General features: G+C 73.7%; 14 protein-coding genes and 1 pseudogene. 6 read left to right on the top strand and 9 right to left on the bottom strand.

Translation table 11 applies throughout. The features are described 5' to 3' along the window. Nucleotides 1–5: 5 nt before the first annotated feature. Together ACYVID_RS11910 and ACYVID_RS11905 are read right to left on the bottom strand one after the other, a co-directional pair. Nucleotides 6–662: an SDR family oxidoreductase gene (locus ACYVID_RS11910; RefSeq protein WP_460737262.1), complete on the bottom strand. Its 657-nt coding sequence runs from the start codon at nucleotides 660–662 to the stop codon at nucleotides 6–8. 50 nt (nucleotides 663–712) lie between these two features. Further along, nucleotides 713–1,639 (bottom strand): 5'-3' exonuclease, encoded by a 927-nt coding sequence (locus ACYVID_RS11905; protein WP_460737260.1) that lies wholly within the window; start codon nucleotides 1,637–1,639, stop codon nucleotides 713–715. A gap of 40 nt (nucleotides 1,640–1,679) precedes the next feature. Between ACYVID_RS11905 and ACYVID_RS11900 the strand changes: the two genes are divergently transcribed. Further along, a complete protein-coding gene (locus tag ACYVID_RS11900; RefSeq protein ID WP_460737258.1) occupies nucleotides 1,680–2,138 on the top strand; it encodes an Lrp/AsnC family transcriptional regulator in 459 nt (152 codons plus the stop codon). A 21-nt stretch (nucleotides 2,139–2,159) separates the two neighbouring features. Here the strand turns inward: ACYVID_RS11900 and ACYVID_RS11895 are convergent, their stop codons facing one another. Together ACYVID_RS11895 and ACYVID_RS11890 are read right to left on the bottom strand one after the other, a co-directional pair. Continuing rightward, the gene (locus ACYVID_RS11895; protein WP_460737256.1) at nucleotides 2,160–3,626 is read right to left on the bottom strand and encodes a KamA family radical SAM protein; all 1,467 of its coding nucleotides are present in this window, start codon (nucleotides 3,624–3,626) and stop codon (nucleotides 2,160–2,162) included. 102 nt (nucleotides 3,627–3,728) lie between these two features. Further along, nucleotides 3,729–5,261 (bottom strand): potassium/proton antiporter, encoded by a 1,533-nt coding sequence (locus ACYVID_RS11890; protein WP_460737254.1) that lies wholly within the window; start codon nucleotides 5,259–5,261, stop codon nucleotides 3,729–3,731. Nucleotides 5,262–5,465: 204 nt separating this feature from the next. Here ACYVID_RS11890 and ACYVID_RS11885 point away from each other — a divergent pair, with 204 nt between their 5' ends. Further along, nucleotides 5,466–6,272 carry an SDR family NAD(P)-dependent oxidoreductase gene (locus tag ACYVID_RS11885; protein WP_460737253.1) on the top strand — a complete coding sequence of 269 codons (807 nt, stop codon included), beginning with the start codon at nucleotides 5,466–5,468 and terminating at the stop codon, nucleotides 6,270–6,272. 41 nt (nucleotides 6,273–6,313) lie between these two features. Then, nucleotides 6,314–7,515: pseudogene (locus tag ACYVID_RS11880) on the top strand (NAD(P)/FAD-dependent oxidoreductase). Here the strand turns inward: ACYVID_RS11880 and ACYVID_RS11875 are convergent. From ACYVID_RS11875 to ACYVID_RS11860, 4 genes are read right to left on the bottom strand one after another with little or no spacing between them, the layout of a single operon-like run. Beyond that, nucleotides 7,505–8,110, bottom strand: coding sequence for a GNAT family N-acetyltransferase (locus tag ACYVID_RS11875; RefSeq protein WP_460737251.1), 606 nt, complete (start codon nucleotides 8,108–8,110; stop codon nucleotides 7,505–7,507). The pseudogene ACYVID_RS11880 and the gene ACYVID_RS11875 overlap by 11 nt on opposite strands. Next, nucleotides 8,097–9,719, bottom strand: a complete 1,623-nt coding sequence (locus ACYVID_RS11870) for an amidohydrolase (RefSeq protein WP_460737249.1) — start codon at nucleotides 9,717–9,719, stop codon at nucleotides 8,097–8,099. The genes ACYVID_RS11875 and ACYVID_RS11870 overlap by 14 nt, the downstream gene beginning before the upstream one ends. Continuing rightward, a complete protein-coding gene (locus tag ACYVID_RS11865) occupies nucleotides 9,706–11,154 on the bottom strand; it encodes an AMP-binding protein (protein WP_460737247.1) in 1,449 nt (482 codons plus the stop codon). Before ACYVID_RS11865 ends, ACYVID_RS11870 begins: the two co-directional genes overlap by 14 nt. Beyond that, a complete protein-coding gene (locus tag ACYVID_RS11860) occupies nucleotides 11,147–11,893 on the bottom strand; it encodes an enoyl-CoA hydratase/isomerase family protein (protein ID WP_460737245.1) in 747 nt (248 codons plus the stop codon). The genes ACYVID_RS11865 and ACYVID_RS11860 overlap by 8 nt, the downstream gene beginning before the upstream one ends. A 526-nt stretch (nucleotides 11,894–12,419) precedes the next feature. On the opposite strand from ACYVID_RS11860, the gene lnt reads away from it, so the two are divergent. From lnt to ACYVID_RS11845, 3 genes are read left to right on the top strand one after another with little or no spacing between them, the layout of a single operon-like run. Then, nucleotides 12,420–13,943 carry an apolipoprotein N-acyltransferase gene (lnt, locus tag ACYVID_RS11855; RefSeq protein ID WP_460737243.1) on the top strand — a complete coding sequence of 508 codons (1,524 nt, stop codon included), beginning with the start codon at nucleotides 12,420–12,422 and terminating at the stop codon, nucleotides 13,941–13,943. 19 nt (nucleotides 13,944–13,962) lie between these two features. Continuing rightward, entirely contained in the window at nucleotides 13,963–14,712 is a 750-nt protein-coding gene (locus tag ACYVID_RS11850; RefSeq protein ID WP_460737241.1) for a polyprenol monophosphomannose synthase, read from the top strand. Beyond that, nucleotides 14,709–15,242, top strand: coding sequence for an FxsA family protein (locus tag ACYVID_RS11845; RefSeq protein ID WP_460737239.1), 534 nt, complete (start codon nucleotides 14,709–14,711; stop codon nucleotides 15,240–15,242). Before ACYVID_RS11850 ends, ACYVID_RS11845 begins: the two co-directional genes overlap by 4 nt. Nucleotides 15,243–15,252: 10 nt before the next feature. On the opposite strand, the gene ACYVID_RS11840 is transcribed toward ACYVID_RS11845, so the two are convergent. After that, nucleotides 15,253–15,636, bottom strand: coding sequence for an RNA polymerase-binding protein RbpA (locus tag ACYVID_RS11840; RefSeq protein WP_460737237.1), 384 nt, complete (start codon nucleotides 15,634–15,636; stop codon nucleotides 15,253–15,255). Nucleotides 15,637–15,690 lie beyond the last annotated feature (54 nt).

The following is a 15,690-nucleotide window of genomic DNA, read 5'->3' as shown; positions in this document are numbered from 1 at the left end:
GACGGTCAGACCAGGGCGGCGACGGCGTCGGCGACCCGGTGGGTGCCGTTGACCAGGTCGAGCTGGCGACGGATGGTGGCGGGCTCGTCGAGGACGGCGGCCAGGACGGCGGCGACGTCGGCGCGGCTGATCTCGCCCGGCTCGACGTCCTCGGCCAGGGTCACCGCGTCGCGGGCGGGCTCGTCGGTGAGCCGGCCGGGGCGGATGATCGTCCAGTCGAGTCCGGAGTCGCGCAGCGCCGCGTCGGCGTCGCGCTTGGCCTCGACGTAGGCGCGCCACACCGGCTCGGTGTCCTCCGGGACCGGGTTGTCCACTCCGATCGCCGAGACCTGCACGAAGCGGCGGATGCCGGCCTGCTGGGCCCCCTCGATCGACTTCAGCGACCCCTCGAGGTCCACGGTGCGCTTGCGCTCGATGTCGCCGTCGGCACCACCGCCGGCGGCGAAGACCACGGCGTCGCAGCCCTCGAAGGCCGCGGCGAAGCCGGTGGCGTCCTGGGCCTCGATGTCCAGCATCCGCACCTCCGCCCCGAGGCCCTCGAGCTCCTCGCGGTACTCCTCGCGACGCACCAGCGCGACCGGGGTGTGCTCCGAGCGGCGCAGGGCGATGAGGAGGTGCTTGGCCACCTGTCCGTGGCCTCCGACGACAGCGATCCGAGTCATGGTCCCGACGCTACGGGTCCTGCCGGCTCAGCCCCGACCCGAACGGGTGGCTACCGGCCGCCCAGGACCGTGAGGAGCCTCTCCACCGGGCCCTCGAGGTTCCGCTCGGCCGCGAGCGCCGCGAGCCGCGCCGGGTCCGCGGGCTCCTGGGGGAGGGTGAAACCGGTGCGCGGGACGTCGAGGGTGCGGCGTACGGCGACGACCTCGGGCGCGACGGCGAGGTAGTCGGCCGAGGCCTGGACCTTGGCCCGGACCCCCGGGGCCATCTCGGCAGCGGGGTCGGCCGCGGCGGCGACGATGCCGTCGAGGTGCTCGAAGCGCTGCAGCAGCGTGGCGGCGGTCTTCTCCCCGACCCCCTTCACGCCGGGCAGTCCGTCGGAGGTGTCCCCGCGCAGGGTGGCGAAGTCGGCGTACTGGCGGGCCTCGACGGCGTACTTCTCCCGCACCCACTCCTCGGTCACGCGCTCGTGGTTGCCCACGCCGCGGGCGATGTAGAGCACCCGGACCTCGGCCGCGTCGTCGACGAGCTGGAAGAGGTCGCGGTCGCCGGTGACGATGTCGACCGGGAGCCCGGCGTCCGTGGCCAGCGTGCCGATCACGTCGTCGGCCTCGGCCTCGGGGGCGCCCACGACGGCGATGCCGAGCGCCTCGAGCACCTCCAGGATGATCGGGACCTGCACCTCGAGCGGGTCGGGGACCTCCTCGACGTCCGGCCCGGCGTCGACCACCTCCACCACGCGGTGGGACTTGTAGGTCGGGACGAGGTCGACCCGCCACTGCGGTCGCCAGTCCTCGTCCCAGCAGCAGACCAGCTCGGTCGGCTCGTACTGCTCGACCAGGCGCGAGATGAAGTCCAGCAGGCCGCGGACCGCGTTGACCGGCGTGCCGTCGGCGGCCAGGATCTCCGGCACCCCGAAGAAGGCCCGGAAGTACATCGAGGCGGTGTCCAGGAGCATGAGGCGGTCGGTTCTCGGCACGCGGCCACCCTAGGGCGTCGCGCCCCCTAGGCTGTCGCGCGTGAGCCAGTCCGCCGTGGAGTCCACCGACCGCAAGATCCTGCAGCTGCTCGCCACCGACGGCCGGATGTCCTTCACCGACCTCGGCAAGGCCACCGGCCTGTCCACCTCGGCGGTGCACCAGCGGGTCAAGCGGCTGGAGCAGCGCGGCCTGATCCAGGGGTACGGCGCCACGATCAACCACGCCGAGATCGGGCTGCCCCTCACGGCGTTCATCTCCATCCGCCCGATGGACCCCTCCCAGCCCGACGACTGCGCCGCCCGGCTCGAGCACGTGCCCGAGATCGAGTCGTGCTGGTCGGTCGCGGGGGAGGAGTCCTACGTGCTCAAGGTCCGCTCCACCTCGCCGGCCGCGCTCGAGGACCTGCTCGCGCGCATCCGGGCCGCCGCCAACGTCTCGACCCGCACGACGATCGTGCTCTCCACGTACTACGAGAACCGGCCGGTCACGGGGGAGTAGCCCCCACGACCGGCCGCAGCCTCACCAGGCCTGGAGCGCCGCCGTGCGCCGGGACGCCTCGGCCACCTCGGCGGCCTTGAGCGCGGACTCGTCGAGCCGGCCGTGCTGCTCCCACCAGGCCTGGCCCTCGGCGGGCAGGGTGTGGATCGGGTCGTAGTAGGTGTAGGTGCGGTTCAGCGCGTCCGGGTCGCCGGCCTCGATGGAGGTCCGGTAGTTCTTGGTCCAGTGCGAGATGCCGCGCTCGGTGTCGTAGCCCGCGAGCTGGTGGACCCAGCGCTTGCCGACGAAGGGGACGTCGCAGACGATGCGCGGGGTCGCGTAGCCCGGCAGGTAGCCCATGATGTGGTGCTGGAGGCGCTGGGCGTCGGCGACCGAGACCCGCCAGTGCTCCGAGAACGGGATCATGTCGCACATGTAGAAGTAGTACGGCATGATCTGCGCGCCGTCGAGCAGCGAGAAGCACAGGTCGAGCAGGGCGTGCGGGTCGGCGTTGACGCCGTTGAGCAGGACCCCCTGGTTGCGCACGTCGCGGAGGCCGGCGTCGAGCATCGCCTTGGCGCCCTCGGCCACGAGGGGGGTGATCGACTGCGCGTGGTTGGCATGGGTGTGCATCGCCAGGTTGACCCCGCGCTCGCGGGCCATGGTGGCGACCCGGCCGACGCCCTCGACGACGTCGGGCTGGAGCCAGTGCTGGGGCATGCCGACCAGAGCCTTGGTGGCCAGCCGGATGTCGCGGATGTTCTCCACCGTCATCAGCTCGGTCAGGAACGCCTCGAGGCGGGGCCAGGGCATGTTGGCCACGTCGCCGCCCGAGACCACCACGTCGCGCACCGAGGGGGTGCGGCGCAGGTAGTCCAGCATCGCGGTGAGCCGGTCGTTGGGCTTGCCGGTCAGCTTGAGCTTCTCCACGACCGGGGTGGAGTTGCCGACCAGGTCCATGCGGGTGCAGTGGCCGCAGTACTGCGGGCAGGTCGGCAGCAGCTCGGCGAGCACCTTGGTGGGGTAGCGGTGGGTCAGGCCCTCCACCGCCCACATGTCGTGCTCGTGCAGGCTGTCGCGCGTGGCGTAGGGGTGGCTGGGCCAGTCGGTGCGACGGTCGGAGAAGACCGGCAGCATGTAGTGGCGCACGGGGTCGGCGTAGAAGGCGTCGGTCAGGCTGCCGGCGCCGCGCGGGGTGACGTGCGGCGCCATCGTGTTGAGCATCTGCGGCGGCACGAGCATCGACATCGTGGCGCGCTCGGCCTGGTCGCGCTCGAGGTCGGCATAGAACCGCTCGTCGAGCAGGTCGCCGACGACCTCGCGCAGCTGCTTGAGGTTCTTGACGCAGTGGCTGCGCTGCCACTGCACCGACTCCCACTCCTCGACCGTGACGTCCTTCCACCCCGGGAAGCGGGTCCAGTCGGGCTCGACCAGCTCGGTGCGCCGGTAGGGGTAGGGCTGGCCCGTCTCGCCCTCGACCAGGGTGGCGATGGAGGTCTCGATGCTCATGCGCTCCAGGGTGCCAGAGGATTTCCTGCTAGTCGAATGTCCGACAGGACGATCTTCGGTCGTGTCGCCCCTACACGGCGTACGACGCCGTCGTACCCGCCCTCAGCCGGACCGCTCGTCGCCCGGACGTCGCGGGGCGCGCTCCTCGCCGAGGTGGTCGACCCAGCCGGCGAGCCGACCGTGCTCGCCGACGGCCCTGATCCGTCGCTGCACCTGGTCGACGAGCCGGCGGTCGGTGACCACCAGGGCGTGGTCGCCCACCCGCAGCCCGGTGGAGAGGTCGGGGACGAACACCTGACCCTCGCGCAGCACGAGGCTGACCCCGGACCCCGGCGGGAGCCGCAGCTCACGGACCTCGACGCCGGCCAGCCGCGATCCCTCGGGGATGCTGACCTGGAGCAGGACCGCGTCGACGTCGTCGAGCGGGGAGGACTCCACGCGCAGGCTGCGCGACTGGCCGGGCCGCACGGCGCCGGTGCGCCGCGCGACCCAGGGCAGGGTCGGCCCCTGGACCAGCGTGAAGATCACGACCAGCAGGAAGACGACGTCGAAGATCCGGGTGGCCCCGGGCAGTCCCAGGCTCATCGGGATGGTCGCCAGCACGATCGGCACCGCCCCCCGCAGCCCGGCCCACGAGACGAAGACCTGGTCGCGCCAAGGGACCCGGAAGGGCGTGAGGCACAGCGCCACCGAGATCGGTCGCGCGACCAGGGTGAGCGCGGCCCCCACGAGCAGCGCCGTGGGCAGCGCGTCCAGGAGCCGGGCGGGGCTCGCGAGCAGTCCCAGCAGGACGAAGAGGCCGATCTGGGCCAGCCAGGCCAGCGACTCAGCGACGCCCTCCGTCGTGGTGCGGTGGGGCAGGTGGGTGTTGCCGAGGACCAGCCCTGCGACATAGATCGCCATGAGGGCGCTGCCGGCGATGAGGCCGGAGGTGGCGTAGGCGACGAAGCACAGGGCGAGGACCGCGAGCGGGTAGAGGCCCGAGGACGGCAGCGCCGCGCGGGCCAGCGTCCGGGCGCCGAGGTAGCCGACCGCACCGCCGACCAGCACCCCGACCACCAGCTGGTAGCCGATCTGGCCCACCAGGGACCACGGGCTCGAGCTGCCCCACGCGTCGGAGGTGACGACCGTGACCAGGATGATCACCGGCGGGTCGTTGAAGCCGGACTCGGCCTCGACCAGACCGCGCAGCCGCGTGCGCAACGGCATGGACCGCAGCACCGAGAAGACGGCCGCGGCGTCGGTCGAGGAGGCCACCGCTCCCAGCACGATGGCCGTGCGCAGGTCCACGTCGAGCAGCCAGAAGACCGCACCCGTGGTCACGGCGACGCTGGCGAAGACGCCCACGGTCGCGAGGACCGCCGCCATCGGCGCCACGGGTCGCACCGAGGACCAGTCGGTGCTCAGCCCACCCTCGGCCAGGATGACCGCCAGAGCGAGGTTGCCGATGAGCTGGGTCAGCTCGGCGTCCTCGAACTGCAGGCCCAGACCGGCCTCGCCGATCGCCACCCCGATCGCGAGGTAGAGCAGCAGGCTGGGCAGGCCGGCACGGGAAGCGACGCGCACCGCAGCCGCCGCCGCCAGCAGCACGAGACCGGCGACGAGCACGACGGCGTTGAGGTCAGCAGGGTCCACCAGCAGCCCCGTCCCGGGCTCGCACCCCGCCGCGCCGACCCGTCATGGGTCAAGCCAACACCACGCGGGCGCTCCCACCAATCAGGCACCGAAGGTCCGGAGGTGGCGTGCGCGGATCCTCGCTCCCCACGCGGGGGGACACCACCCGGTCGCGGACACCCCTCCTGGTGACGTGGAACGCGGCCGAGCGGGCAGAAGGCCTGCATGGACCTCGGACTCGCAGGACGCACCGCCCTCGTCACGGGCGGTGACTCCGGCATCGGCTGGCACACCGCACGACTGCTCCTGGAGGAGGGCGCCACCGTCGTCCTCAGCGACCAGGACGCCGATGCCTTGGAGAAGGCAGCCGCCGAGCTCGGCGCCGACCCCGCGCGTCTGCACACGGTCGCCGCCGACCTCAGCACCGACGCCGCCGCGCAGGAGCTCGGCAGGGCGGCGGCGGAGGTCGCGGGGGACCAGGGCCTCTCGATCCTCGTCCACGCCGCCGGGGTCACCGGCGCCCAGGGGAAGTTCCACGAGATCGACGACGACGGCTGGGTCGACACCCTCACCGTCGACCTGCTGGCACCGGTGCGCCTGACCCGTGCCGTGCTGCCGTCCCTGCGCCGGGGCGGCTGGGGGCGCGTCGTCTACCTCACCTCCGAGGACGCGGTGCAGCCCTACGACGACGAGCTGCCCTACTGCGCGGCCAAGGCGGGCGTGCTCGCCTTCGCCAAGGGCCTCTCGCAGACGTACGCCGACGAGGGACTGCTCGTGAACTGCGTGTCCCCGGCCTTCATCCGCACCCCCATGACCGACGCGATGATGGACAAGCGCGCGGAGGAGCGCGGCACCTCCTTCGACGAGGCCGTCGAGAGCTTCCTCGAGGAGGAGCGCCCGCACATGGAGCTGGGCCGTCGCGGCGAACCCGAGGAGGTCGCCGCGGTCGTGGCGTTCCTGTGCTCCGAGCGCGCCAGCTTCGTCAACGGCTCCAACTGGCGGGTCGACTCCGGCTCCGTCGCGCACATCTGACCCGCCCTACTCCCAGACCCCCACGCAGGAGGCAGCACCGCATGAGCACCGAGCACCACCAGTTCGTCGTCGTCGGCGCCGGGATGGCCGCCGACGCCGCCGCCCACGGCATCCGCGACCAGGGCGCCACCGGGTCGATCGCGATCCTCGGCGAGGAGCCGACGATCCCCTTCCCGCGCCCGGCCCTGTCCAAGAAGCTGTGGACCGACCCCGACTTCACCGTCGAGAACACCGCACTCGACACCGTCCGCGAGACCGACGCCGTGCTGCACCTCGAGACACGCGTGGTCGCGGTCGACCCGGACGAGCACGAGGTGCGCACCGAGGACGGCCGGACCGTCCGCTACGACAAGCTGCTGGTCACCACCGGCGGTCACCCCCGCACCATCGAGGGCCTCCCTCCCGGCGACCGGGTGCTCTACTACCGCACGCTCACCGACTACCAGCGCCTGCGCGGGCTGGTCGAGGGCGGCGAGGGCCCCACGTCGCGGTCGTCGGCGGGGGCTACATCGGCACCGAGATCGCCGCCGCGCTCGTCCAGCACGGCTGCCGGGTGACGTTGCTGCACCCCGGCGAGGTGCTCGGCGGAGCGATGTTCCCCCCGTCGCTGGCGCAGGACTTCCAGCGCCGCTTCATCGACGCCGGCGTCGACGTGCGCGGCGGGTCCCGGGTCGCCGCTGGGGCCGAGTCCGCCGACGGCGTACGACTGGAGCTGGAGGGTGGCGGGACCCTGGAGGCGGACCTGGCGGTCGTCGGGCTGGGCATCGAGCCCGCGACCTCCTTCCTCGCCGGGGTCGTGGACCTCGCCGAGGACGGGGGAGTGCTGGTCGACGAGCGGCTGCGCACCTCCGCGCCCGACGTGTACGCCGCCGGCGACGTCGCGACCTACCCCGACCCGGTCCTGGGCCGCACGCGGGTCGAGCACGTCGACAACGCGACGACGATGGGCGAGGTCGCGGGCCGCATCCTCGCCGGGTCGGAGGAGACCTACGACCACACGCCGATGTTCTACTCCGACGTCCTCGACCTGGGCTACCAGGCCGTCGGCACGCTGGACTCCTCGCTGGAGACCTTCGTCGACGAGGTCGAGGGCGGTGCGGTCGCCTACTACCTCTCGAGCACCGAGGTCGTCGGCGTGCTGCTGTGGAACCTCGACGAGGGGGTGGACGAGGCCACGGAGCTGCTGGCGAAGCACACCCGACCGGCCGACGCCGCCGACCTCGCCGGGACGATCACCCCGTAGACCCGGCGGAGATGCTCGCCAGGGCCCGCAGCACCGCCGGGTGCTGCGGGTCCAGGTCGTAGCGCAGCGTCATCGCCGCGAGGAGCACGTCGCGCACCGGGGGCACCTCGTCCCCCGCCAGCGGCAGGCACATCAGCCGCAGGTGGGGCACGTGGTCACCGAGGTCGTCGCCGTGCGGCGGTGCGTAGTCCGTCACGGGCAGCAGCACCCCTCCGGCCCGCTCGTAGAACGCGATCCGCCGCCGGTGCTCGACCACGTGCTCGTCGGAGAGACCCGGCTCGTCGGGGTCCTCGACGTCCCACACCAGCAGGGACCCGCCCTCGGCGGCGAGCAGGTCGGCGAGCTCGCCGAGCATCGCCGTGCCGACCCCGCCGCCACGCACGCCGACGGCGTAGTAGCGCAGGAAGGTCCACCCCGTGGCGCCCAGCGGCCGCAGCACCGCGAGACCCTCGGGGGTGCCGTCGTCGGCCACCCGCACGACCAGCCGGTCGGCCAGCAAGCTGTCGAAGTCGGCGCTGAGCTCGGGTGGGAAGGCGTCCTCGTAGATCGCCCGCACCCGCGCCAGCTGGTCGGGGGACAGCTCAGTCGTCAGCACGCCACACCTCCTCGCCTCCGAGGTAGGTCCGCAGCACCTCGATGTCCTTGATCGCCGTCGGGTCCACGGTCCCCGGGTCCTCGGAGAGCACGACGAGGTCGGCCAGCTTGCCGACCTCGATGCTGCCGCGCTCGTGCTCCTGGTGGGAGGCGTAGGCCGACCCCAGCGTGTACGCCGTCAGCGCCTCGAGCCCGGTGACGGCCTCCTCCGTGCCGCACCCGGCGCCGGAGTCGGTCAGGCGGTTGACCATGTCGTGCATGCCGCGCAGGGGTGCCCCGTCCACGACCGGGCGGTCGCTCGACCCGGGGACGGTGATCCCCGCGTCGAGCAGCGACCGGTAGCGGTAGGCCCAGCCGGCCCGCTCGGGGCCGAGCGCCCGGAGCATGCCGTCGCCGATCTCACCGACGAAGCGTCCCTGGGGCACCGGCACCACGCCGAGCTCGGCGCAGCGCCGTACCTGGTCGGGCCGGGAGACCCCGAAGTGCTCGATCCGGTGCCGCACGTCGGGGCGGGGCCAGCGGCGCTGCGCCTCCTCGTAGGCGTCGAGCACCAGGTCGATCGCGGCGTCACCGATCGCGTGGGTGGCGACCCGCCACCCCGAGCGGTGCGCGTCGAGGATCCGGGTGCGCAGGGTGTCGGGGTCGTCCTGGAGGTAGCCGCGCTCACCGGGGGTGTCGGCGAACTCCTCGGTGAGCGCGCAGGTGTGCCCGATGAGCGAGCCGTCGCTGAAGACCTTCGTCGGCCCGATCCGCAGCCGGTCGTCACCCAGCCCGGTGCGCAGCCCCAGGTCCAGCCCGAGCGGCAGCCCGTCCGACTCGTGCGCCGACAGCGCGTGCAGCGCGTCGGCGGCGACCATCAGCTCGACCCGCAGCGGCAGCCGGCCCTCGTCGCGGGCGGCCTGGTAGGCCGCGAGCTCGACCGGGCTCTTGCCGATCCACCCGCCGCCGATGCCGGCCTCGACCACCGAGGTCAAGCCCTGCGAGAGCGCGACCCGGCCGCCGCGCTCGATCGCGTCGACCAGCGTGGCGACGGGGTAGGGGAGGACCAGCGGGGTCAGCAGCTGCTGGGCCTGCTCCTGGAGCAGACCCGTGGGGCGGCCGGCGGCGTCGGTGACGACCAGCCCGCCCGGCACGTCGACGGCCGCGTCGGACAGGCCGAGGTCGGCCAGCACCGCGCTGCTGACCACGCACATGTGGCCGCTGGTGTGCTTGAGCCAGACGCGCCGCCCGCCCGCCGCGCGGTCGAGCGCGTCGCGGTCGGGGTGCGCGCCGAGCTTGTTCTCGTCGTACCCCGCACCCACGACCCACTCGTCGGGCCGGAGCCCGGCCGCCCGCTCGGCGACCGCGGCGTAGACGTCGTCCAGGGTCGGCAGCCGCAGGTCCACCTCGGCCAGCGAGAGCCCGAACCACGCCAGGTGCTGGTGGGCGTCGTGGAACCCGGGCGCCACGACGGCGCCGTCGAGGTCCACGACCCGGTGGGCCGGCACGTCCTCGTCCACGGCCACGACCCGGTCGCGCCAGATCGCCACCGACCGCGCGACGTACCCGTGGTCGGGACCGTCGAGGGTGCGGACCCAGGCGTTGGTGAGCAGCAGGTCAGCCCGCAGCACCGGCCACCTCCCGGCGCAACGCCGCCTTCTCCACCCGGTGCGAGGCGGTGAGCGGCAGCTCGTCGCGGAAGCGCCACACGCTCGGCACCTTGAACGGCGCGAGCCGCTCGGCGCACCACGCGGTCAGCTCCTCGGGCGTGGCGCCCGGCGCGACGACGTACGCCGCCACCTCCTCGCCGCGCACCTCGTCCGGCACCCCGATGACGGCCGCGAGCCGCACGGCCGGGTGCCCGAGCAGGACCTCCTCGACCTCGACGGCGGCGATGTTCTCCCCCGAGCGGCGGATCATGTCCTTGAGCCGGCCGGCGAGGTAGAGCCGCCCCTGCTCGTCGGTGCGCGCCAGGTCCCCGGTCGGGAACCAGCCGTCCTCGTCGAAGGGCGAGGGGTGCCCGAGGTAGCCCTGCATCATCCCCGCGCCACGCAGCCACAGCTGGCCTGCCTCGTCGATCCGGGCCTCGCGGTGCGCGGCCGGGCGACCCAGGCAGCCGGTGCCGACCAGCTCGTCGTGCTCGGCGGCCGACACCCGGATGTCCGCGCCGGTCTCGGTCATGCCGAACGCCTCGCTCCACGGCGCGCCCCACCGCTCCTCGAGCTCGGCGTGCAGCGCCGGGGGGATCGCCGAGCACTGGACCGCACGCACCCGGTGGTCGCGGTCGGCGGCGTCGGGCGGCATCTTCAGCAGCAGCACCGGCATCGAGGCCAGGCAGTAGAAGTAGGTCACTCCGTGCTCGCGGACCTTGGCCCAGAACGTCGAGGGGTGGAAGCCGTCGAGCACCACCAGGTGCGCGCCGGCCATCAGCGCGGCCACGACGTTCCACTGCGGGTCGACGTAGCTGAAGGGCTGCGCGGTGAGCAGCACGTCGTCGGGGCCCAGGTGCGGGTGCTCGGTGAGCATCGACCCGCCGAGGGTGGTCCAGTAGGTGTGGTCGAGCAGGCAGCCCTTGGGCCGGCCGGTCGTGCCGGAGGTGTACTGCACGTTGACCACCGTGCGCGGGTCCAGCGGCGGCTGCACCCACGGGTGGTCGGGGTCGGGCACGAGGTCCTCGGGCCCCACCACCTCGGCGTACGCCGACAGCAGCCCCTCGTGCTCGGGGCGGGCCACCACGAGCCGGACCGCGGCGTCGGTGAGCAGGTGGGCCACGTCGTCGATGCGGTAGCGGGTGTTGAGCGGGACCATCGCCGCACCGAGCCGCGCCAGCGCCAGCCAGGTCAGCGGGAACTCGACGGTGTTGCCGAGCATCACCCCCACCCGGTCGCCCGGCACGACCCCGCGGTCGCGCAGCGCCGCGGCGAGCTCGCCGGTGCGCCGGGCGACCTCGGCGAAGGTGAGGGTCGTGGGAAAGGAGCCGGGCAGGTCGACGGTCCAGGCGGGCCGGTCGGGGGTGTCGGTGGCGGCACGGTCGAGCAGGTCGACGAGGGTGGTGGGCTCAGCCACGGCCGAAGTCCTCGCGCGGCGCCTGCCCCTCTCCGGAGAGGGAGGTCAGCAGCGCGTGCTCGACCTCGCGGGCCATCGCCCCGTCGACGGTGGAGTCCAGCCCCGCGTCGAGGGCCTGCTTGGCCAGGGAGAGCGACAGCGCGGGGCGCTCGGCCATCCGGCGCGCCAGGTCCAGGGCCGCCGTCTCGTGCTCGCCGCTGGGCACGCAGCGTGCCACCAGACCCATGGCTGCCGCCTCGCTGCCGCCGACCCGCTCGCCGAGCAGCAGCAGCTCCTTGGCCCGCGCCCAGCCGACGAGCTGGGGGAGCAGCTTGGAGATGCCGCCGGTGACCGAGAGCCCCACGGAGACCTCCGGGAAGCCGAAGACGGCGTCCTCCCCGGCGACGACGACGTCGCAGCACAGTGCGAACTCCGCACCCGCGCCCAGGGCGTAGCCGTGCACGGCCGCGACGACCGGCCCGGGCAGGCGGCGCACCAGCCGGGTCACCTCCTGGATCTCCTCGAGCCGGTCGCGGGTCTGGAGCGCCGTCTCGACCACGGGCTCCTCCTTGAGGTCGTGGCCGGCGCAGAAGGCGCGCCCCCGCCCGGCCAGCACCACGGCCCGGGCCCCGTCGTCGCCGGCGCGCCGCAGCGCGGCGACCAGGTCGCGGGTCAGCCCGGCGTCGACGGCGTTGAGCCGCTCGGGGCGGGCGAGGTGCACGACGGCGACGCTGCCGTCGTACGCGTAGTCCACGGGCACGGGGGTGTCCTCCTGGGTCGGGGCGGGCGCGGGTGCGGGTCCGCGGGGGCGACAGCATTCCACGCCGCCCCGCCCCGTCCGACCTCCGCCGCCGGTCGTTACCGTGCGGCACCCGGCGTGTCGCCTAGGACACGCCGGGGCGATCCAGACATTTTCTGGCCAGTGACCGCCGAGGACGACCGCGCTGACCTGCGCAGACGCGCGTCTTCGCAGGTCAGCGACCGGTTGACAGGTCCCGCCCGTGGCGCGAGTGTGAGCCGTCCGCTCGTGCAGATCGCGGGAGACGGACCGGCGTCCGAGTGGCCGCCTCGGAGGGTGGGGGTGCCAGCCACCTGTCCGGGGTTGTTCGCGGAGGTCGGTTCGTCCTGCGAGGGCGGACACGAGAGGGTCCGGCTCCCCCTAGACAACAGCCCGCCCCGGCAGCCTGTCGGGCACCGGGCTGGACCGAAGGTGACCCGGACCCTCTCGTCGCTCTGCACGGGCCGACCCGCCGTCGCGCTGGGAGCCGTCGTCTAGGTTGGGCGCCGTGCTCCGCCTGGCCCTCGTCGTCGCCTCGGGGCTGCTGCTCTCCCTGGCCTTCGAGCCGGTCGCGTGGTTCGCGGTGCTGCCGCTGGCGGTCGCAGGCTTCCTCGGCGCGGTGCACGGGCGCGGTGCCTGGGCGGGGTTCGGGCTCGGACTGGCCTTCGGGGCCTCGTTCTACCTGACCCACATCTGGTGGATGCGCGCCGTCGCGACGGCGGCCTGGCTCGGGCTGTCGGCGCTGGAGACCTTCTTCTACGGCCTGACCGGCGCCGCGGTCGCGCTGCTGAGCAGCGCCGGGCCGACCCGGCGCTGGTGGCCGCTGTGGGCCGCCGCCGCGTGGACGGCCCTGGAGATGGTGCGCAGCACCTGGCCCTTCAGCGGCATGCCCTGGGGCCGGCTGGCCTTCGCCACCGTCGACACCCCCGTGGCGCGGCTGCTGCCGTGGATCGGGATGGTCGGCGTCTCGCTCGTGCTGGCGCTGGCGGCGGCACTGCTGGCCCACCTGGTGCTGACGCGGGTCCGCAGCTGGCGCGCCGACGCCGCCGGGCTGGGGCTCGTGGCGGCTGCGACGGCGGCGGCCGCGCTGGCGCCGTACGACCCCGGCCCGCCGGAGGGGACCCTCACCGTCGCCGCCGTCCAGGGTGACGTGCCCGGCCCCGGCAACGACATCCTCTTCGACCACCGGCAGGTCACCCTCAACCACGTCGAGGAGACCGAGCGGCTCGCCGAGGCCGCGGCGGCCGGTGAGGTGCCGCGCCCCGACCTGGTGGTCTGGCCCGAGAACTCCACGGCCGTCGACCCCTTCCTCGACGTGCAGACCCGTGCCGGCATCGAGCGCGCGGTCGCCGCGGCCGGCGTGCCGGTGCTGGTCGGCGCGATCGTCGACGACGGCCCCCACCACGTGCTCAACCAGGGCATCGTGTGGGACCCGGAGACCGGGCCGGGGGAGCGCTACACCAAGTGGCATCCGGTGCCCTACGGCGAGTACATCCCCTTCCGGGAGTACGCCGACTTCAACTTCGGCGAGCTCGCCCGGATCCGCCGCGACATGCGCGCGGGCTCGCGCACCGAGCCGCTCGAGGTCGCCGGGGCCCGGATCGCCGACGCGATCTGCTTCGACGTCGCCTACGACGACGGCATCCATGCCCAGGTGCGCGAGGGCGCGGACCTGCTGACGGTCCAGACCTCCAACGCGACCTTCATCTTCACCGACCAGGTCGACCAGCAGTTCGCCATCACGCGCCTGCGCGCCCTCGAGGCCGGCAAGTGGCTGGTCGTGGCCTCCACCAACGGCCTGACCGGCATCGTCGACCCCGACGGCGAGGTCGTGGAGACCGTCGACCGGCGTACGACGGCCAGCGCCGTCGCCGAGGTCGGGCTCCACCGCGGCGCGACCCCGGGCATCGTGCTGACGCCGTGGTTCACCCGCGGGGTGCAGCTGGCCACCGTGCTGGGGCTGCTGCTGGTCCTGCTGGCCCGCGTGCGATCTCGGCGCGGTGCGCCCCGGGTCGAGGAGCCGTCGGCCTGACTCCCGTAAAGTCGCGGTGGTGCGCGTGATCATGGTCGTGCCGACCTACCAGGAGGCCGAGAACGTCGCCTGGATCCTCCAGCGGCTGCGGACCGCCCGTCCCGACGTGGACGTGCTCGTGGTCGACGACAACTCACCCGACGGCACCGGCCGGATCGCCGAGCAGGTAGCGGCGCGGGACCCGCAGGTGCACGTGCTGCACCGGGTCAACAAGGGCGGCCTCGGTGCGGCGTACCGGCACGGCTTCGCGCACGCCCTCGAGGCCGGCTACGACGTCATCGGGGAGATGGACGCCGACGGCTCCCACCAGCCCGAGCAGCTGCACCGGCTGCTGGACGCCCTGGAGGGGCGCGACGGCGGGACCCCGGCCGACCTGGTGATCGGGTCGCGCTGGGTGCCGGGCGGCACCGTGGTCAACTGGCCGCGGCGGCGCGAGGCGCTCTCGCGCGGTGGCAACCTCTACGTCCGCGTGCTGCTCGGGATCGACGTCAGGGACGCCACCGCCGGCTTCCGGCTCTTCCGGCGCGAGGCGCTGGAGAGGCTCGACCTGGCCTCGGTCCGCTCGACCGGCTACGTCTTCCAGACCGACATGGTGGTGCGGGCGCTGCGCGCCGGCCTGGTCGTGCGGGAGGTCCCCATCGACTTCGTGGAGCGGGTGCGCGGGGACTCCAAGATGAGCGGCCGGGTCGCGGCGGAGTCGCTGCGCCGGATCACGCTGTGGGGCCTGCGCGAGCGCCGCGAGCAGCTGCGACGGGCGTGGGGCCGATGAGCGGCGCGTGGCCCGGTGCCGGGGGTGGTGCCGGGGGAGCGCGTCCCCGCCGGCGCGGTCGACTCGGGTGGGTCCTGGTCCTGCTCTTCGTGGGCATGCCGCTGCTGGAGCTCTACGTCCTCATCCAGGTGGGGCAGGTCATCGGTGCCTGGTGGACCATCGCCCTGCTGGTGCTGGCCAGCGTCGTCGGTGCCGCGATCGTGCGGCGTGAGGGTGCTCGTGCGTGGCGAGCGCTGGTCGAGGCGCTCACCCAGGGGCGGATGCCGCACCGCGAGCTCGCCGACGGGGCGCTGGTGCTCATCGGCGGGACGCTGCTGCTCACCCCGGGGTTCGCCACGGACCTGCTGGGGGCGCTGCTGGTGCTGCCGCTGACCCGGCCGGTCTTCCGTGGCCTGCTGGCGCGGGTGGTGGCCTCGCGGCTGCTCGTGGTCCCGGGGGGACGCTTCCCCGGCTTCCCCCGAGACGCAGGTCGCCCCGGACCGGTGGTCCGGGGCGACGTGGTGGACCCCGACGAGGGGCCCCAGCGCTGAGGCGCGTGCGTCAGGCGGTGGCCTTCTTCTTCTTGTTGGCGCGGTGCAGGTGCGCGGGGCCGATCTCGCCCCCGCGCAGCAGCTCGAGGCGCTCCTTGAGGATCTCCTCGAGCTCCTTCTCCGAGCGACGCTCCAGCAGCATGTCCCAGTGGGTGCGAGCGGGCTTCTCGGCCTTGACCTCGGGCTGGATGCCGGCGGTGCTCAGCGCCTCGGCGCCGCACCGCGGGCACTCCCAGATCGCGGGGATCTCGGCCTCGACCGACATGGTGACCTCGAACTCGTGGTCAGCCTTGCAGCGGTAGCCGACCTGCTGCCGCGCGGCGAACTCGATGCCGCGCTCGTCCTCGAAGCTCTGGCCTCCGAGTCGCGCTCCCCGTAGTGTGCGCTCTGCCATCTGAGCCCTCCAGTCTCCGTCGTCGACGCCGCGGTGGCGCTGCGTCTCAGATTT

The organism is Nocardioides ginkgobilobae (genome assembly GCF_054781275.1).
The sequence above is the reverse complement of the archived record's forward strand: the minus strand, read 5'-3'. Positions and strand labels throughout refer to the sequence as shown.

What these genes read in the sequence shown, in the direction of transcription:
- ACYVID_RS11885 (WP_460737253.1), top strand. Translation starts at nt 5,466, where the DNA reads ATGGACCTCGGACTCGCAGGACGCACCGCCCTCGTCACGGGCGGTGAC.
- ACYVID_RS11895 (WP_460737256.1), bottom strand. Translation starts at nt 3,626, where the DNA reads ATGAGCATCGAGACCTCCATCGCCACCCTGGTCGAGGGCGAGACGGGC.
- ACYVID_RS11840 (WP_460737237.1), bottom strand. Translation starts at nt 15,636, where the DNA reads ATGGCAGAGCGCACACTACGGGGAGCGCGACTCGGAGGCCAGAGCTTC.
- ACYVID_RS11845 (WP_460737239.1), top strand. Translation starts at nt 14,709, where the DNA reads ATGAGCGGCGCGTGGCCCGGTGCCGGGGGTGGTGCCGGGGGAGCGCGT.
- ACYVID_RS11910 (WP_460737262.1), bottom strand. Translation starts at nt 662, where the DNA reads ATGACTCGGATCGCTGTCGTCGGAGGCCACGGACAGGTGGCCAAGCAC.